The organism is Micromonospora sp. NPDC000442, from assembly GCF_042898635.1.
Taxonomy (GTDB): Bacteria; Actinomycetota; Actinomycetes; order Mycobacteriales; family Micromonosporaceae; genus Micromonospora.
The window spans coordinates 34,973-50,128 of the sequence record NZ_JBIAYZ010000029.1; the positions used below are offsets into that span (position 1 = coordinate 34,973).

Below are 15,156 nucleotides of genomic sequence, written 5' to 3' on the forward strand. Positions count from 1 at the left end.
GAGGCCCCGAATCAACGACCATTTCCGCACCATCGGCGGGCGGGACGGGTCAGAAGATCTCCATGGCGGAGGGGGCCCGGTGCCAGGTGAAGGCGGGGCCGGAGGCGGCGAGTGCGCCGGGGTGCAGCTCGCGCAGCCGGCCGGCGTCGGCCAGCGCGGCCGGGGTCACCCCGCCGAGGAAGAGTTCGCCGAGGCAGCGTACGTCGCAGGCCAGGTCGGCCGGTCCGCTCGCCGGTGTGCAGGTGGCCCCGGCCGGTCCGCCCCGCAGCCGCCACCGGCCGGTGTTCTCCGGCAGCAGGTGGTCGGTCACCTCGATGACCACGTTGACGTCGGCGGCGTAGCGCCGGGCGGCGAGCGCGGCCGGCACGTCCACCACCCGTACCCACAACGCGTCGACCAGCCGGAAGTCGAGCCGGCGCGGTTCGTTCAGCAACCGCAGCAGCGGCTCGTCCACCGCGGCCCGCATCCAGTTCAGCCGCCGGGTCAGGTCGAGCGAGAGCAGCATCCGCCAGATCGCCCGGTACCCGGCCGAGGTGCTCGCCACCACCTCGTCGACGGTGGTGAGGCTGTTCGGGCCGGCGTCGTCCCACTCGGCCTTGGTGCGGAACAGTCCGTAGCCGTCCACACCGTCGGAGCCCTCGTGCAGTACCACCCGTCGCTCGGTGGCCCCGCCACGGTGGGCCTCCGGGTCGACCAGCACGTACCGCCACCACCGGTCGTCGCGTGCCGACCAGCCGGGACGTTCGAGGCGGACCCGGTCGTACACCCGAGCCAGGTCGGCCTGCCGGTCGGCCGGTCGGTCCAGGCGCAGCCGGCCCTCGTCCGGCAACGGTGGCGGCAGCCGCAGCTCGGCGGTTTCCCCGGAGACGTGGAACCGCTGGGAGGCGAGGCCGTAGCCGAAGCGCGGATAGATCCGGCCCTCGCTGGCCCAGAGCACCGCGACCGGCTCCCGGCGATTGTCGTAGATCTGACGTAGCTGGCGGTGCATCATCGCGGTGAGCAGGCCCCGCCGACGATGGGTGGGCGCGACCCCGACCATGCTCACGTGGGCGGCGGCCAGGTCCCCGCCGGGTACGCCGAGCTTGCGGGTGAATGCGGCGGCGGTGGCCACCAGGTCGGATCCGTCGCGTATCAGCAGGGCGCGTTCCGGCTCGAAGATCGGACGTTCGGCATCCTGGGCTTCGCTGTCGACCGGATGGTGGAACAGGGAACCGAGGAAGCCGTTCATCTCGTCGAAGTCGTCGGCGTTGGCGATCTCGATCGCCAGGGTGGAGGTGGTCACCGCTCGTGTCTAGCCGATCGGTGTGGGTACGGCGACCGATTTGCGGGCTGGCTACCCTCGAAGTCTCCAGCAGCGTCCGGGGGGCGCTGCCGGTGAAAGGGGAGGGAACGACATGGCCGAGCAGACGCAGCCGTGGGCGGAGCGGACCGTCGAGGTGCCGCCGCAGCCCGATGGCGGGGTGCCGCCGCAGCGCGACCCGTACCGCCGGGGTGTTGCCCAGGTCGGTGCCCGGGCGCCGCGTACCGAGCCGTTCCCGACGGTGGAGCACGCGCCGACCGGCACCGGCTGGCCGGGCGAACCGGAGCCGCGTCAACCGTTGAGCTGGCATGTGGCACGCCTGAAGCGCGGCGGCGAGTGGAGCTTCGCGGGGGCGCTGTTCGCGTTCGTCTGCTGGGGGATCTGGGCGATCTCCGGGGGCGGCGACCTCGTCGGACCGGTCGTGATCTTCGTGCTGAGCCTGCTGGTCGCGGCCGGGTTGTTCACCCTGGCCCGGCTACTCGGCCGAGTGGTGCTGGAACGGCAGTTGGGCCGGGTCCGGCGCACCGCCCGTGGCGCGCACCTGGTCACGGCGGTGTTTTTGACCGGCCTCGGTGTCGCGTTCCTGCAACAGACGCAGTGGATCATGGACGCCTGGAACTGGCTGACCAACTAGGCCGCTGCGGGATGCCCGCGCGAGGTTCCCGGCCGCCGGGCGGGCCAGCCCGTCGGCCGGCCCGCCCGGGAGGTGGCCGCGGCACCGCGACCGAGGTCGTCACTCCACCAGGACGGCGGCCTGCTTACCCAGACCGGCGCGATTCATCCCCGCCGGTGCGGTTCTCCGCGAGCATCGTCCGGGCCACCGCATGGACCGAGCGCCCGCCGGGCGGCCTCGCCCATCGGGTCGTCCCGGGTCGGCAGCTGCCGTACGGCGGTGGCCACTTCCTCGTGGAAGACGTCGTACAGCCGGCGTAGCTCCTTTGCCGGCTGATCGTGGTCGTCGACCCGAAGATCCCACAGCGGATACGGCTGTTCGCCGATCACCGTGACGGTCGCCGAGCGTGCCCCGTGCCGGTCGCCGCCGGCGTCCTCACCCAGCTCGATCGCGAGCAGCAGCCGCTCGGTCAGGTCGAGATCTTCGCTGTCTTCGTACGCCCGCACGATCTCGTCGAGAGGTTCCGCGCCCACCAGCCGGTTACCCTGCACCGCGTAGCCCATGCCGATGTGATGGCCCGACCAGTCCAGGGTGCGGGCACCGGTGAAGGCGTACGAGCGTCCTTCCCGGTCGACCATGCCGACCTGCCGTACGTCCCGACCCGGGTCGCGGTCGAGCAGCTCGGTCACCACGTCCTCGGGTGTGCGCTCGTCGTCGAGCAGCGGCAGGCCGTCGTAGGCGAGGAACGGGTTGGGCAGTGCCTGGGTCGCCACGGCGCCGTGGGGGTGGACGTGAGCCACCAGCTTGCCGACACCGGGCTTCGCGGTCAGCGCCGCCACACCCAACTGTCCGGTACGCCCGCAGCGGGCGACGATCGAGAAGGTCACCGCCGCGGCATACCCGGGCAGTGCACCGGACATGCCGCCCTACCTGCCGGCGTGTGATGCCGCGAGGCATCCGAGTCTCGGGGCGCTCCCAGAAGTGATGCTGGCCAAGATATCTTGCCGGCCACTATATTGGCCTGATGAGTCCCGGGGCGATGACCGAACCGACCTTCTTCGTCCTCACCGCGCTGCTCGACGGCCCGCGTCACGGCTACGGCATCGTGGCCGAGGTGACGGACCTGTCGCAGGGCCGGGTGCGGCTGAAGATCGGGTCACTGTACGGAGCGCTGGACCGGCTCGTCGGTGGCGGCCTGATCGAGCTGGACCGCGAGGAGACCTGGCAGGGCCGGCTGCGCCGGTACTACCGGCTGACCGAACGGGGACGCCACGCCCTCGACGCGGAGGCTCGACGGCTGGCCGCCAACGCCCGGCTCGTCTCGACCCGGTTGCGCCGACAGAGCCCGATCGAAGGGACGTCCGCATGAGCCGGCTGGAGGAGCGCTACCGTCGGGTGCTGCGGCTGCTGCCCGCCGGATACCGGCGGCAGTGGGAGGACGACATGGTCGCCGCCTTCCTGGAGACCATGCAGACCGGCGACGCCGAGACCGACGAATACCTCGCGGACCACGGACGCCCGAGCCTGGCGGAGGTGACCAGCATCCTGTCCCTCGCCGTCGGGTTACGGATCGGCGGGCCTGACGCGCCACCGCGCCCGTACGCCTGGGGGCAGGCGGTCCGCCTGGCGGTCCTGGCCGGAGTGCTGACCCAGGCGGCCATGGCCGCCGTCGGCCTCGCCGTCACGCTGTGGCTCACCGGTGCGCTGAGCTGGCTGCCCGTGCCCACGTCCGAATGGGCTCCCGTCCCGCCCAGCAGCACCTGGCAGGCCACCTTGCACGTCGCCGGGTACGCCTGGCTGCCGGCCTTCCTCGCCCTTGTCCTCGGGCACCGGCGCGTAGCCCAGGCCGTCGCCGTGATCGCCATCGTGCCGCAGGCCATCGCCATCGCCGTCGAGCAGGGCAGCGGCCCCGCACCGGTGACCGTGGCGGCGTGGGCGATGCTGCTCATCGAGCTTCTCCTGCTGGTCGCGATGTCGGCCGTCCACCGCGACGGTGCGCCGGTGGCACGCCGACGCTGGCTCCTGGCCCTACCGGTGGGCATCCTCGCGGTTCCCGTACCGCTGTACGTCGCCCAGGCGACCACGCCGGCGCTACGGCTGCTGGACTGGCCGGGCCTGTGCTGTGCGCTGGTCGTCGTTGCCATGGTGCTCCACCTGGGCGTATGTGCATTCCGTCCACCGGCTCGCACACTGCCCTGGTCGCTGGCGCTGGTCATGCTCGCCGCGACCGCACTTGTCCTGCGCACCGCGACCCTGCCCGACATCGTCGGCCAGACGCAGCGCACGGCACTGCTGACGATCGCCTCGGTGCAGGCCGCCGCCGTCCTGGCGGTCGGCGTGCCCCTGGCCGTACGGGCCTTCCGGGCGCTGCGCCACCTGCCGCCGGAGTCGGCTGCCGCGGAGCCACACCGCGCCGCCGACTGATCGGAGCCGGTACGCGTTCCGCCTCAGGCGTTCAGATAGGCCAGCACGGCCAGCACCCGGCGGTTGTGGTCGTCGGAGGGCGGCATGTCCAGCTTGGTGAGGATGTTGTTGATGTGCTTGCTCACCGCCTTCTCGGTGATGCGGAGCTTGGTGGCGATCGCGGCGTTGGAGCGGCCCTCGGCCATCTCGCCGAGCACCTCCCGTTCCCGGACGGTGAGGGCGGCCAGCGGCTCCCGGCGGGCGAGGAGCTGTGTGATCACCTCGGGATCCATGGCGCTGCCGCCCGCGGCGACGCGGCGGACGGCGTCGATGAACTCGCCGACGTTGGAGACCCGATCCTTGAGCAGGTAACCGACGCCACCCTGCGGAGTGCTGAGCAGCTCCCTGGCGTACAAGGGCTCGACGTGCTGGGAGAGCACGAGGATCGGCAGTCCGGGTATCCGGTTCCGGGCCGCGATGGCGGCCTGTAGGCCCTCGTCGGTGAAGGTCGGTGGGAGGCGGACGTCGACCACCGCCACCTCGGGCTTCTCGGTGACCAAGGCGGGTAGCAAAGCCGGGCCGTTGTCGACGGCCGCGACGACGTCGAAGTCGAAGGCTTGCAGGATGCGGGTCAGTCCGTCACGAAGGAGTGCATGGTCCTCGGCGATGACAACGCGCACGGCAGCTCCATGGTGACGACGGTGGGCCCGCCGGGCGGGCTCGACAGCGCCATCGTGCCATCGAAGGCGGCGAGGCGACGCTCGATACCGCGCAGACCGGTGCCGGCGGCGGAGTCGGCACCGCCGGCACCGTCGTCGGTCACCACCATCGTCAACCGTCCCTCGACGTGGCGCAGTGACACCCACCCGTGGTGCGCGCGACTGTGCCGGACCACGTTGGTCAGGGTCTCGGCCACGGCGAAGTACGCCGCCGACTCGACCGGCGTGTCGAGCCGGCCGGGAAGGTCGGCGTCGACCATGATCGGCACGGGAAGGCTGAGCGCCAGTGCCCGCACCGCGCCCTCCAGACCACGTTCCGCCAGTACGGGCGGATGGATTCCGCGTACGAGGTGCCGCAGCTCGACCAGCGCCGTACCGCTCGACTCACGTGCCTCGGCGAGCATCTCGTGAGCCGCGGCCGGATTCCGGTCGATCAGTTCGTCGGCGAGCCCGATCATCATGCCCAGCGAGACGAGCCGCGCCTGGATGCCGTCGTGCAGGTCGCGCTCGATGCGACGCAACTCGGCGGCCTGGGCGTCCACCGTGTCGGCGCGGGTCACGGTCAGCTGGGTGACGCGCAGCCGGAGTTCGGCGGCCCGGGTCGGTCTGAGCAGAAGTCGGGTGAAGGAGGCGTCGACGCGACGTAGCCACGGCGCCACCCATAGGCCGCCGGCCAGGATGGCGGCGCCTTGCGGCAGGCAGAGCAGGCCCTCACCGAACGTGTCGATGGACCAGACGGTGCCGTAGCCGTACCAGCCGGTACCCAGCCAGATCCACAACGGCGTCAGCGTCAGCCCGGCCAGCCCGTACAGCGGTATGGCCAGCGCGATCGTGCCGAGGACGATCCCGACGATGGCACCCGGCACCAGCCAGGCGAGATCGCGCCAGGTGGCCGGGTCGGTGACGGTCCACCGGAAGCGGCGCCAACCGCCGGGCAGGGCCCGCTCGGGAGGCGGATGGTACGGACGTGCCACCGGGACACCAGCGCGGGAGGCGAGCCTCCGCTCGAGATCGGTGCGCTTTCTGACCAACGTCGTCGTCCAGGTCACCAGCGCCATGCCCAGGAAGGGCACCGGTATCAGCGCCAGCGCGACAATCGACAGGACGAGCAGCGGAAAGTTCGTGAGTGCCAGACCGATCGCGGCCACACCGGCCAGCACGGAACGCACCCCTCGACGGACCCATGGGCCCATCCGTGCAAAAGCTCCGGCCATGTCCACGGGTCATATTCTGCCCACCGTGGCAGCCGTCCGTCGGTGGTGCCAGCACCCCCTCCGCAGAGAGGGTAGAACTCCTGACACGCAGGTCGTTATTCGGTTTGCTGAAGCCATGACTACCACGACGACCGGCAGCGACTTCGCCGCGCTCTCCCGCCGGATCATCGGAGTTGGACTGATGCAACGCCGGCCCGCCTACTACGCCCTCCGGCTGGGCGCCGTCGCGCTCATGTATCTCGGCGGTTGGACAGCGTTCCTCGTCATCGGCTCCTCCTGGTGGCAGATGATCACGGCTGTCTTCCTCGCCGTCACGTTCGCCCAGGTGGCACTCGTGGCGCACGATCTGGCGCACCGCCAGGTGTTCCGCACCAAACGACCCAGTGAAGTCGCCGGACTGCTCGCCGGGAACCTCGGCGTCGGGATGAGCTACGGCTGGTGGATGGACAAGCACACCCGCCACCACAACAACCCCAACCACGACGACCTCGACCCGGATGTGGCCCCCGAGGTGCTCATCTGGGCCGCCGAGGCAGCCACCGGCCGGCGCGGACTGAAGGGCTTCATCACCCGGCACCAGGCCGCACTGTTCTTCCCGCTCCTGACGCTGCTCGCCGTCAGCCTCAAGGTTTCCAGCGTCAAGGCCCTGCGCGACGGCACGGTGCGGCGTCGCGGTGTCGAGAGCGCCCTGCTGGTGCTGCATGCCGTCGGCTACCTCGCGGCGCTCCTGGTGGTCCTCACGCCGCTCCAGGCCGTCGCCTTCCTGCTGCTGCACCAGGCTCTGTTCGGCGTCTACCTGGGTCTGACGTTCGCCCCCAACCACAAGGGCATGCCGCACCCGACCGGCGACGAGGACTTCCTGCGCAAGCAGGTGCTGACCTCCCGCAACGTCCGTGGCAACTGGCTCACCGACGTGGCGCTCGGCGGCCTGAACTACCAGATCGAACACCACCTGTTCCCCGGCATGCCCACACCCAACCTGCGCAAGGCCCAACCGATCGTGCAGGCGTACTGTGCCGAGATCGGCGTGCCCTACGAACAGACCGGCCTCATCGACTCCTACCGCCAGGCCTTACGACACCTGCACGAGGTCGGCGCCCCCGCCCGCGCCGAACACGCGGCACGCTGAGCCCCGGCACCGCCTGGATATTGCCGTTGGTGTCGTCGTCGGAGGCTGTCACTCCGCCAGGTAGCCGGTCTCGGGGTGGATCCCGGCGAGGAACTCGCGGATCGCCGCCTCCATCTCGGCCAGGCTCATCACCGAGCCGTCGGATCTGGACAGCCCGAAACCGTAGTCGTGCGGCCCGCTGAGCCAGTCGAAGTCGTACGTGCCGGCCGCGCCCGCCCGGGCCTGAACCCGGAAGTCCTGCCCGTCGACCGTCAGCATCACCGGATCACCCTGCTCGTGGCCGGGCCGCAGCCACTCGGGCTGTACACCCGGCTCCGGTTCGCCGGACATGGCGGCTCCAGAAGGTCGTGGACGGTGGGGATCAGCGACCGCGCGCCAACTCCTCGACCTGGGCGAAGCTCACGACGCGGTCACACTCATCATCGGTCAGCTTGTTGATCAGGGCCTTCCCGGCCTGAGCCTGCCGGGTGGTGGGCAGTGCACCGGCAACGAGTTCCGGCAGCACCAACTCGTAACCCACCCGAGCCCTGGCCGAATAGCGATGACGGGTACGCGCCACCGCACTCGCCACCCGCAAAGCATGTTCGTTGCCCGGCGGAACCTGCCGACGGTCCACCTCCCGGGCACCGAACCGCATCCGATGATGGAACTCGCACGTCTCGCACGCGGCCGGTCCCCGGGTCAGCCGTGACCCACACGCCGGACAGCACAGCCGGTCAATCGCGGCGTCGACGGTCCGCCAGTCGTACGCCGCCGGGTCGTTGACCACCAGCCAGGCCAACTCGATCGCCTCGGACGAATCGGGGTCGACATCGAGGTCGACGGCAAGTCGCTCCCACGCCTGACGAATCTCCGTTTCGATCTCACCGACCACGCGAGCGAGAAGCGTGCTACGCCAGGTGCCGGAGTCGCCGGTCGGGGAGTCGCCAGTCACGGTGGCAATCGTGGCAGCACCATACGCACCGGGGCGACCAGATTCTTCCGGTCACGTGATGAAGTGGAGCGGGCGACGGGAATCGAACCCGCACCGTCAGTTTGGAAGACTGAAGCTCTGCCATTGAGCTACGCCCGCGTACACCCGAACGACCGGGTGCGCCCGACAGCCTACCCAATACCCACGGCGGCCGCGCGGCCGTATCCCCGTGCCGCGCCCGCGCCGCGTCGATCCTCGCAACATGCGGGATGTTGTCGTCTCGCGCCGCCGGGAGACCACAACATCCCGCCGACCCGCCGACCCGCCGACCCGCCGACCCGCCGACCCGGAGCGCTGGTGTCCGGTTCGTCCTCGTTCGGCGCGTTGGGTGACGCCCCGGCATCCGGTTGTCGGAGGGACGGCATAGACTGCTCGTCGCCACGGGGTGTGGCGCAGCTTGGTAGCGCACTCGCTTTGGGAGCGAGGGGCCGTGGGTTCAAATCCCGCCACCCCGACTGCCGCAAGCACCGGACGGCGGCACCCGGAGGACCGGCACGCGGGGCAGGCCCGCCGTCGGTACCGGGTGCTGCTGGTCCGCCGTGTCGGCTCGCCTACACTCGATGGGCCGAAAGTGCGCCCAGAATCAACCGAGATCCGTCAAGGAGTACGCCTGTGAAGAGCACCGTCGAGACTCTGAGCCCGACGCGCGTGCGGCTCGCCATCGAGGTGCCGTTCGTCGAGCTCGAGCCGAGCCTCAAGAAGGCGTACCGGGAGATCGGCCAGCAGATCCAGATCCCCGGCTTCCGTAAGGGGAAGGTGCCGCCGGCGATCATCGACCAGCGGGTCGGCCGGGGCACCGTGCTCAACGAGGCGGTGCAGGAGGCGATCCCGCAGAACATCCTCTCCGCCGTACGTGAGCACGACCTGAAGACGCTGGGGCGTCCCGAGGTCGAGATCACCGAGTTCAACGACGGCGACTCGCTCAACTTCACCGCCGAGGTGGACGTCCGGCCGGAGATCACCGTGCCCGACCTGGCCTCGATCGAGGTCACCGTCGACGAGCTGCAGATCGACGACAGCGAGATCGACGAGCAGGTGAACGGCCTGCGTGAGCGCTTCGCCACCCTGAAGACCGTCGAGCGCGCCGCGGTCGAGGGCGACTACGTCCAGATCGACCTGCGGGCGACCGTCGACGGCGAGGAGGTGCCGGGCGGCTCGGCCAGCAACATCTCGCACGAGGTGGGCAGCAAGCAGCTCCTGCCGGGCCTGGACGAGGCGGTCGTGGGTCTGTCCGCCGGCGAGGACACCACCTTCACCACCCAGCTCGTGGGCGGCGACTTCGCCGGTCGTGACGCCGAGGTGCTGGTGACCGTGCGTACGGTCAAGGAGAAGGAACTGCCGGAGCTGAACGACGAGTTCGCCCAGCTCGCCAGCGAGTTCGACACCATCGAGGAGCTGCGGGCGGATCTGCGCGAGCGGGTCACCCGGGGCAAGCGGGTCGAGCAGATCTACGCCGCCCGGGACAAGGCCCTGGAGCAGCTCGTCGAGGCCGCCGACGTACCGGCGCCGGAGGGCGTGATCCGTGACGAGGTGGAGAGCCGCAAGGAGGCGATGGCCGACCAGCTGGAGCGCATCGGCGCCTCGATGGAGGACTACCTCGCCGCCGAGGAGAAGACCGAGGAGCAGATCGACGCCGAGCTGACCGACGCCGCCACCCAGGGCGTCAAGGTTCAGCTGCTGCTCGACACCCTCGCCGACGCCGAGGACGTGCAGGTCTCCGACGACGAGTTCGGTCACGAGATCGTCCACCGCGCCCAGCGCGCCGGCATGGCCCCCCAGCAGTACTACGACCAGCTTGTCCGCTCCGGCACCGCCGGTGCGGTCTACGGCGACGTCCGGCGGGGCAAGGCCCTGGCCTCGGTGATGGAGCGCATCACGATCAAGGACTCGGCCGGCAACGTGGTGACCATGGACGCGCTGCGTGAGGCGAGCGAGCAGGAGCACTCGCACGAGCACTGATCGCCGGGTGGGGCCACCGTCCGCCGGTCGCGGTGGGTGGTGGCCCGATCCCTTTTCCGGGTACGCCTTCGGCCTGCTGCGCTGAGAGCGAACAGTGCCCGGACCGGGAGTCTGGCGACCGGCCCAGCGGTTAGTGTCGGACACGACGGTACGGAGAGCGAAGGGCTGCCATGACCGACATGCACATCCCAGCGAAGCCGCTTCGGGCGATCGACGCCCGCGGCGGTGACACCATTGGCAACCTCGACGACTCGGTCTACAACCGGTTGCTCAAGGAGCGGATCGTCTTCCTGGGCAGCGAGGTGACCGACCAGGTCGCCAACCGCATCTGCGCGCAGCTGCTGCTGCTCGCCGCGGAAGACCCGGACCGCGACATCAACCTCTGGATCAACTCGCCCGGTGGCTCGGTCTACTCCGGCATGGCCATCTACGACACGATGCAGTTCATCGACAACGATGTGTCGACCGTGGCGATGGGCATGGCCGCGTCCATGGGCCAGCTGCTGCTCTGCGCGGGTACGAAGGGCAAGCGCTACGCCCTCCCGCACGCCCGGATCATGATGCACCAGCCTTCCGGCGGGATGGGCGGCACCGCCGCCGACATCGCGATTCAGGCCGAGCAGATGCTGTACACCAAGCGGATGTTCCAGGAGCGCGTCGCCTTCCACACCGGTCAGCAGCCGGCGCAGATCGAGGCGGACTCGGACCGGGACCGCTGGTTCACCGCCCAGGAGGCCGTCGACTACGGCTTCATCGACAAGGTGATCACGGGGGCCGCTCAGGTTCCCGAAGGCGCCGGGACCCTGAGCTGATCGAGGAGCAGACGATGACCGACCTGAGCCTGCCGCCCCAGTTCGCGGCCGTGCACAACCGCTATGTTCTGCCGTCGTTCGTCGAGCGCACGTCGTACGGGGTCAAGGAGTCCAACCCGTACAACAAGCTCTTCGAGGACCGCATCATCTTCCTCGGCGTGCAGGTGGACGACGCGTCGGCCAACGACGTGATGGCCCAGCTGCTCACCCTGGAGGGGACGGACCCCGACCGGGACATCATCATGTACATCAACTCGCCGGGTGGCTCCTTCACCGCGATGACGGCGATCTACGACACGATGCAGTACGTCCGGCCGGACATCTCGACGGTCTGCCTCGGCCAGGCCGCCTCGGCCGCCGCGGTGCTGCTCTCGGCGGGCACCCCGGGCAAGCGGATGGCTCTGCCGAACTCGCGCATCATCATCCACCAGCCGGCCACCGAGGGCGGCTACGGGCAGGGCTCGGACATCGAGATCCAGGCCAAGGAGATCCTGCGGATGCGCACCCAGCTGGAGGAGATGCTCTCCCGGCACTGCAACCGCCCGGTCGACCTGGTTCGTAAGGACATCGACCGTGACAAGATCATGACGGCGGAGGAGGCCCGCGAGTACGGGCTTGTCGACACGATCCTCACCAGTCGTAAGAAGGGTCTGTTGGCCGCGAACGCGGCCAGCTGACCGCTACCGGGTCAGAGGTCGGTCGGGCTCGTTGCCGGCCGACCTCTGACACACCCGTTTTGGGGGTCGGAGAAACCTGCGGCAGCGGGTAACGTCGGGTCCGTACCACCTCGCCGGGCGACCGGCGGGCGAGAGAAAGACGGGCGGAGCGTCAGCGTCCGCAGGTCGTGGCCGGGGCTCCGGCCGATGAGTGCAGGGAGAACGTAGGTGGCACGGATCGGTGACGGCGGCGACCTACTGAAGTGCTCCTTCTGCGGGAAGTCGCAGAAGCAGGTCAAGAAGCTCATCGCGGGCCCCGGGGTCTACATCTGCGACGAGTGCATCGATCTCTGCAACGAGATCATCGAAGAGGAGCTGGCCGAGTCCGGTGAGGTGAAGTGGGAAGAGCTTCCCAAGCCGATGGAGATCTGCCAGTTCCTCGACAACTACGTCGTGGGCCAGGAGCAGGCCAAGAAGGCGCTCGCCGTCGCGGTCTACAACCACTACAAGCGGATCCAGGCCGAGGCGGCCAATGCGCCGGGCGCCGGTAACGACGGCGTGGAGTTGGCCAAGTCGAACATCCTGCTGCTCGGTCCGACCGGGTGTGGCAAGACCCACCTGGCGCAGACCCTCGCCCGGATGCTCAACGTCCCCTTCGCCGTCGCCGACGCCACCGCCCTGACCGAGGCTGGCTACGTCGGCGAGGACGTGGAGAACATCCTCCTGAAGCTGATCCAGGCTGCCGACTACGACATCAAGCGGGCCGAGACCGGCATCATCTACATCGACGAGATCGACAAGATCGCCCGCAAGTCGGAGAACCCCTCGATCACTCGTGACGTCTCCGGTGAGGGCGTCCAGCAGGCGTTGCTGAAGATGCTTGAGGGCACTGTCGCAAACGTGCCCCCGCAGGGCGGTCGCAAGCACCCCCACCAGGAATTCATCCAGATCGACACGACGAACGTGCTGTTCATCTGCGGTGGGGCCTTCGCCGGTCTGGATCAGATCATCGAGGCGCGTACGGGGCACGGTGGCACCGGCTTCGGCGCTCGGCTCCGCGCGGTCTCCGACCGCTCCACCGACGACATCTTCAGCCAGGTGATGCCGGAGGACATGCTCAAGTTTGGGTTGATCCCCGAGTTCATCGGCCGGCTGCCGGTGATCACGAGTGTCCGGAGCCTGGACCGCACCGCGCTGGTACGGATCCTCACCGAGCCGCGTAACGCCCTGGTCCGGCAGTACCAACGCCTGTTCGAGCTGGACGGCGTCGAGCTGGAGTTCGAGCGGCCCGCTCTCGAAGCAATCGCCGACCAGGCCATGCTGCGCGGCACCGGCGCTCGTGGGCTGCGCGCCATCATGGAGGAGGTACTGCTCTCCGTGATGTACGAGGTACCCAGCAATCCTGATGCCGCCCGGGTGCTGATCAGCCGTGAGGCGGTACTGGAGAACGTGAACCCGACGATCGTTCCGCGTGAGTTCACGGGTCGCCGTGCCCGGCGCGAGCGCGAGGAGAAGTCCGCCTGATCCCGGCCGCGCCGCGACCGCACGCTGCGGCCGGCCGCCGTCCACCCGTACGCTGGCAGCCATGCGCGTCGCCGTCTGCCAGCTGAACTCCCGGGACGACCGAGAGGCGAACCTCGCCGCTGCGGAGACTCTGATCGATCGCGCCGCCGAGGCCGGCGCGGACCTGGTGCTCCTGCCTGAGTACGTCGACTATCTCGGTCCAGGCGCCGGGATGCCGGCGCCGGAGTCCGTGGACGGCCGGGTGGGCCGGTTCTTCGCCGCCGCCGCGCGCCGGCGCGGGGTCTGGCTGATCGCCGGCTCCTTCCACGAGGCGGGCCCCGACCCGGACCGCACCTGGAACACCACGCTGGTCTTCGACCGTTCCGGCACGCTCGCCGCCTCTTACCGCAAGATCCACCTGTACGACGTGGAGATTCCCGGCCGCGTCTCCTATCGGGAGTCCGCGACAGTGGCCCCCGGGGACCGGCCGGTCGTGGTGGACGTCGAGGGGCTACGGGTGGGCCTGTCCATCTGCTATGACCTGCGCTTCCCCGAGCTCTACCGAGAGCTTGCCACCGTTGGCGCAGCCAACCTGCTGGTGGTGCCGGCGGCCTTCATGATGCATACCGGGAGAGACCATTGGGAGGTGCTGCTGCGGGCCCGCGCGATCGAGAACCAGTGCTTCGTCGCGGCGGCCGGGCAGACAGGTGATCACGAACCCGGCCGGACCTGTTTCGGACGGAGCATGGTGATCGATCCTTGGGGGACGGTGCTCTCTCAGGTGCCCGACGGCCCGGGGCTCGCGGTGACCGACATCGACCTGAGCTGTCTGGACCGGATCCGTGCCGAGCTGCCAAGTCTGGCGAACCGCCGTCTCTGACGCCCTTACCCCTGAAGCAGTACGCCGACCAGCGCGAAGCCGGCGATGGCAGCGGCGGTGATCAGCAGGGCGGTACTCATCCGGGACGGGCCGCGCCGGGCCAGGCGGCCGATCGAGACCAGGACCGCGAAGAGCACAAAAGCCCCGATGAGCAGTTGCCATATCGGTAACAGGAGGCCGAGTAGCGCGTCCTCGGCGAGGACCGGGCTTAGGGGCCGGGACACGTCATCCATGCCAGACACTCTGGCACGTCGGAACCTCTCGTGGTCGTTGGCGCGAAGACCACTCCGCAGCGACCATGCCGATGCGCTGGCCAGTAGGGGGCGAGGCAGCGGGCTGCACCCGACCCGGGTCCGGTCAGCCGAGCCGTTGGACCGGGGCCGTTCGCGCGTCAGGAGAACGCCGGCCCGGCCAGCGTTCGCCGAACCTTGGACGGATATCGATGATGGATGATTTGCCTTCTCCGGGGCGTCCGCGTAGCTTTCCCTCTGCACGCGGGAGGCCGGAGCAAACGGCTGACAACGGGCGCCAGCAACGCGAAGGCCATGTCGACGCGAGGCTGAGGCCGGGCGGTGCGGAGCAACTTTGAAGATGGAGTTGCGATCGCGAAGCCGACCGGGTAAGGTTCTGGAGCCGGCAGGAGCCGGGCGGGTTGTCTTGAGTGATGATCGGCCGGTCTGCGGTTCTCCACGACAGATGCTAGCGCCGAAAGGCGGGCGATGGCGTGGGCCCCGAGCTAGTTACGAGATGCCTGATCTCTCGGGTTGACCTCGAAGCGCGGTTCGGATAGTTTGGAGCGGTTGCCCCGGACGCGGTTTCATCAAGTGAAGCCGAGTTTGGTGTGTGGTTGTTCTTTGAGAACTCAACAGGGTGCTTGATAAGCCAGTGCCAAATTGTTTTATTCCCGGGCTGGCCAGTTTTTCTGGTTGGTTTGGATTCCTTTGGCAACATTTTTGTTGTCGGGATGGATTTTCCTTCAGGTTTTTGTTGGAGAG

The 15,156-nt window shown here is 69.2% G+C and carries 16 protein-coding genes and 2 tRNA genes; 10 read left to right on the plus strand and 8 right to left on the minus strand.

Annotated features, from left to right (window positions below; all coding sequences use genetic code 11):
* Nucleotides 1-49: 49 nt before the first annotated feature.
* Entirely contained in the window at nt 50-1,282 is a 1,233-nt protein-coding gene (locus tag ACFY2A_RS28420) for a GNAT family N-acetyltransferase (protein ID WP_387176120.1), read from the minus strand.
* Nucleotides 1,283-1,394: 112 nt separating this feature from the next.
* Here ACFY2A_RS28420 and ACFY2A_RS28425 point away from each other — a divergent pair, with 112 nt between their 5' ends.
* Nucleotides 1,395-1,934 carry a hypothetical protein gene (locus tag ACFY2A_RS28425; protein WP_387176122.1) on the plus strand — a complete coding sequence of 180 codons (540 nt, stop codon included), beginning with the start codon at nt 1,395-1,397 and terminating at the stop codon, nt 1,932-1,934.
* 143 nt (nt 1,935-2,077) lie between these two features.
* On the opposite strand, the gene ACFY2A_RS28430 is transcribed toward ACFY2A_RS28425, so the two are convergent.
* Nucleotides 2,078-2,833: a DUF1028 domain-containing protein gene (locus ACFY2A_RS28430; RefSeq protein ID WP_387176124.1), complete on the minus strand. Its 756-nt coding sequence runs from the start codon at nt 2,831-2,833 to the stop codon at nt 2,078-2,080.
* Nucleotides 2,834-2,952: 119 nt separating this feature from the next.
* Here ACFY2A_RS28430 and ACFY2A_RS28435 point away from each other — a divergent pair, with 119 nt between their 5' ends.
* Both ACFY2A_RS28435 and ACFY2A_RS28440 read left to right on the plus strand, forming a co-directional pair.
* Nucleotides 2,953-3,282 (plus strand): PadR family transcriptional regulator, encoded by a 330-nt coding sequence (locus ACFY2A_RS28435; protein WP_387176146.1) that lies wholly within the window; start codon nt 2,953-2,955, stop codon nt 3,280-3,282.
* The gene (locus tag ACFY2A_RS28440) at nt 3,279-4,337 is read left to right on the plus strand and encodes a hypothetical protein (RefSeq protein WP_387176126.1); all 1,059 of its coding nucleotides are present in this window, start codon (nt 3,279-3,281) and stop codon (nt 4,335-4,337) included. The genes ACFY2A_RS28435 and ACFY2A_RS28440 overlap by 4 nt, the downstream gene beginning before the upstream one ends.
* A gap of 23 nt (nt 4,338-4,360) precedes the next feature.
* Here the strand turns inward: ACFY2A_RS28440 and ACFY2A_RS28445 are convergent, their stop codons facing one another.
* Nucleotides 4,361-4,996, minus strand: coding sequence for a LuxR C-terminal-related transcriptional regulator (locus ACFY2A_RS28445; protein WP_387176128.1), 636 nt, complete (start codon nt 4,994-4,996; stop codon nt 4,361-4,363).
* Nucleotides 4,948-6,195, minus strand: a complete 1,248-nt coding sequence (locus tag ACFY2A_RS28450) for a sensor histidine kinase (protein WP_387176130.1) — start codon at nt 6,193-6,195, stop codon at nt 4,948-4,950. The genes ACFY2A_RS28445 and ACFY2A_RS28450 overlap by 49 nt, the downstream gene beginning before the upstream one ends.
* Before the next feature lie 169 nt (nt 6,196-6,364).
* Here ACFY2A_RS28450 and ACFY2A_RS28455 point away from each other — a divergent pair, with 169 nt between their 5' ends.
* The gene (locus ACFY2A_RS28455) at nt 6,365-7,378 is read left to right on the plus strand and encodes a fatty acid desaturase family protein (RefSeq protein ID WP_387176132.1); all 1,014 of its coding nucleotides are present in this window, start codon (nt 6,365-6,367) and stop codon (nt 7,376-7,378) included.
* Nucleotides 7,379-7,426: 48 nt separating this feature from the next.
* Here ACFY2A_RS28455 and ACFY2A_RS28460 read toward each other — a convergent pair whose 3' ends face one another.
* From ACFY2A_RS28460 to ACFY2A_RS28470, 3 genes are all read right to left on the minus strand, one after another.
* Complete coding sequence (locus ACFY2A_RS28460) at nt 7,427-7,708, minus strand: hypothetical protein (protein WP_387176134.1); 282 nt, start codon at nt 7,706-7,708, stop codon at nt 7,427-7,429.
* 31 nt (nt 7,709-7,739) lie between these two features.
* Complete coding sequence (locus tag ACFY2A_RS28465; protein ID WP_387176136.1) at nt 7,740-8,312, minus strand: hypothetical protein; 573 nt, start codon at nt 8,310-8,312, stop codon at nt 7,740-7,742.
* Between the two features lie 64 nt (nt 8,313-8,376).
* Nucleotides 8,377-8,450: transfer RNA gene (locus tag ACFY2A_RS28470), tRNA-Gly, on the minus strand.
* Nucleotides 8,451-8,732: 282 nt separating this feature from the next.
* Here ACFY2A_RS28470 and ACFY2A_RS28475 point away from each other — a divergent pair.
* From ACFY2A_RS28475 to ACFY2A_RS28500, 6 genes are all read left to right on the plus strand, one after another.
* A tRNA-Pro gene (locus tag ACFY2A_RS28475) sits at nt 8,733-8,806 on the plus strand.
* Between the two features lie 157 nt (nt 8,807-8,963).
* Nucleotides 8,964-10,310, plus strand: coding sequence for a trigger factor (gene tig / locus ACFY2A_RS28480; protein ID WP_387176137.1), 1,347 nt, complete (start codon nt 8,964-8,966; stop codon nt 10,308-10,310).
* A gap of 170 nt (nt 10,311-10,480) precedes the next feature.
* Entirely contained in the window at nt 10,481-11,122 is a 642-nt protein-coding gene (locus ACFY2A_RS28485; protein ID WP_169600058.1) for a ClpP family protease, read from the plus strand.
* A gap of 14 nt (nt 11,123-11,136) precedes the next feature.
* The gene (locus tag ACFY2A_RS28490) at nt 11,137-11,799 is read left to right on the plus strand and encodes an ATP-dependent Clp protease proteolytic subunit (protein ID WP_093411492.1); all 663 of its coding nucleotides are present in this window, start codon (nt 11,137-11,139) and stop codon (nt 11,797-11,799) included.
* A gap of 207 nt (nt 11,800-12,006) precedes the next feature.
* Nucleotides 12,007-13,302 (plus strand): ATP-dependent Clp protease ATP-binding subunit ClpX, encoded by a 1,296-nt coding sequence (clpX, locus tag ACFY2A_RS28495; RefSeq protein ID WP_204015394.1) that lies wholly within the window; start codon nt 12,007-12,009, stop codon nt 13,300-13,302.
* Between the two features lie 61 nt (nt 13,303-13,363).
* Nucleotides 13,364-14,161, plus strand: coding sequence for a carbon-nitrogen hydrolase family protein (locus ACFY2A_RS28500; protein WP_387176140.1), 798 nt, complete (start codon nt 13,364-13,366; stop codon nt 14,159-14,161).
* A 5-nt stretch (nt 14,162-14,166) separates the two neighbouring features.
* Here the strand turns inward: ACFY2A_RS28500 and ACFY2A_RS28505 are convergent, their stop codons facing one another.
* Nucleotides 14,167-14,394 (minus strand): hypothetical protein, encoded by a 228-nt coding sequence (locus tag ACFY2A_RS28505; protein ID WP_363925443.1) that lies wholly within the window; start codon nt 14,392-14,394, stop codon nt 14,167-14,169.
* Nucleotides 14,395-15,156: the final 762 nt, after the last annotated feature.

Coding starts and splice junctions, on each gene's coding strand:
- ACFY2A_RS28505 (WP_363925443.1), bottom strand. CDS start 14,394: ATGGATGACGTGTCCCGGCCCCTAAGCCCGGTCCTCGCCGAGGACGCG.
- ACFY2A_RS28430 (WP_387176124.1), bottom strand. CDS start 2,833: ATGTCCGGTGCACTGCCCGGGTATGCCGCGGCGGTGACCTTCTCGATC.
- ACFY2A_RS28435 (WP_387176146.1), top strand. CDS start 2,953: ATGACCGAACCGACCTTCTTCGTCCTCACCGCGCTGCTCGACGGCCCG.
- ACFY2A_RS28440 (WP_387176126.1), top strand. CDS start 3,279: ATGAGCCGGCTGGAGGAGCGCTACCGTCGGGTGCTGCGGCTGCTGCCC.
- ACFY2A_RS28490 (WP_093411492.1), top strand. CDS start 11,137: ATGACCGACCTGAGCCTGCCGCCCCAGTTCGCGGCCGTGCACAACCGC.
- ACFY2A_RS28500 (WP_387176140.1), top strand. CDS start 13,364: ATGCGCGTCGCCGTCTGCCAGCTGAACTCCCGGGACGACCGAGAGGCG.
- ACFY2A_RS28485 (WP_169600058.1), top strand. CDS start 10,481: ATGACCGACATGCACATCCCAGCGAAGCCGCTTCGGGCGATCGACGCC.
- ACFY2A_RS28460 (WP_387176134.1), bottom strand. CDS start 7,708: ATGTCCGGCGAACCGGAGCCGGGTGTACAGCCCGAGTGGCTGCGGCCC.
- ACFY2A_RS28425 (WP_387176122.1), top strand. CDS start 1,395: ATGGCCGAGCAGACGCAGCCGTGGGCGGAGCGGACCGTCGAGGTGCCG.
- ACFY2A_RS28455 (WP_387176132.1), top strand. CDS start 6,365: ATGACTACCACGACGACCGGCAGCGACTTCGCCGCGCTCTCCCGCCGG.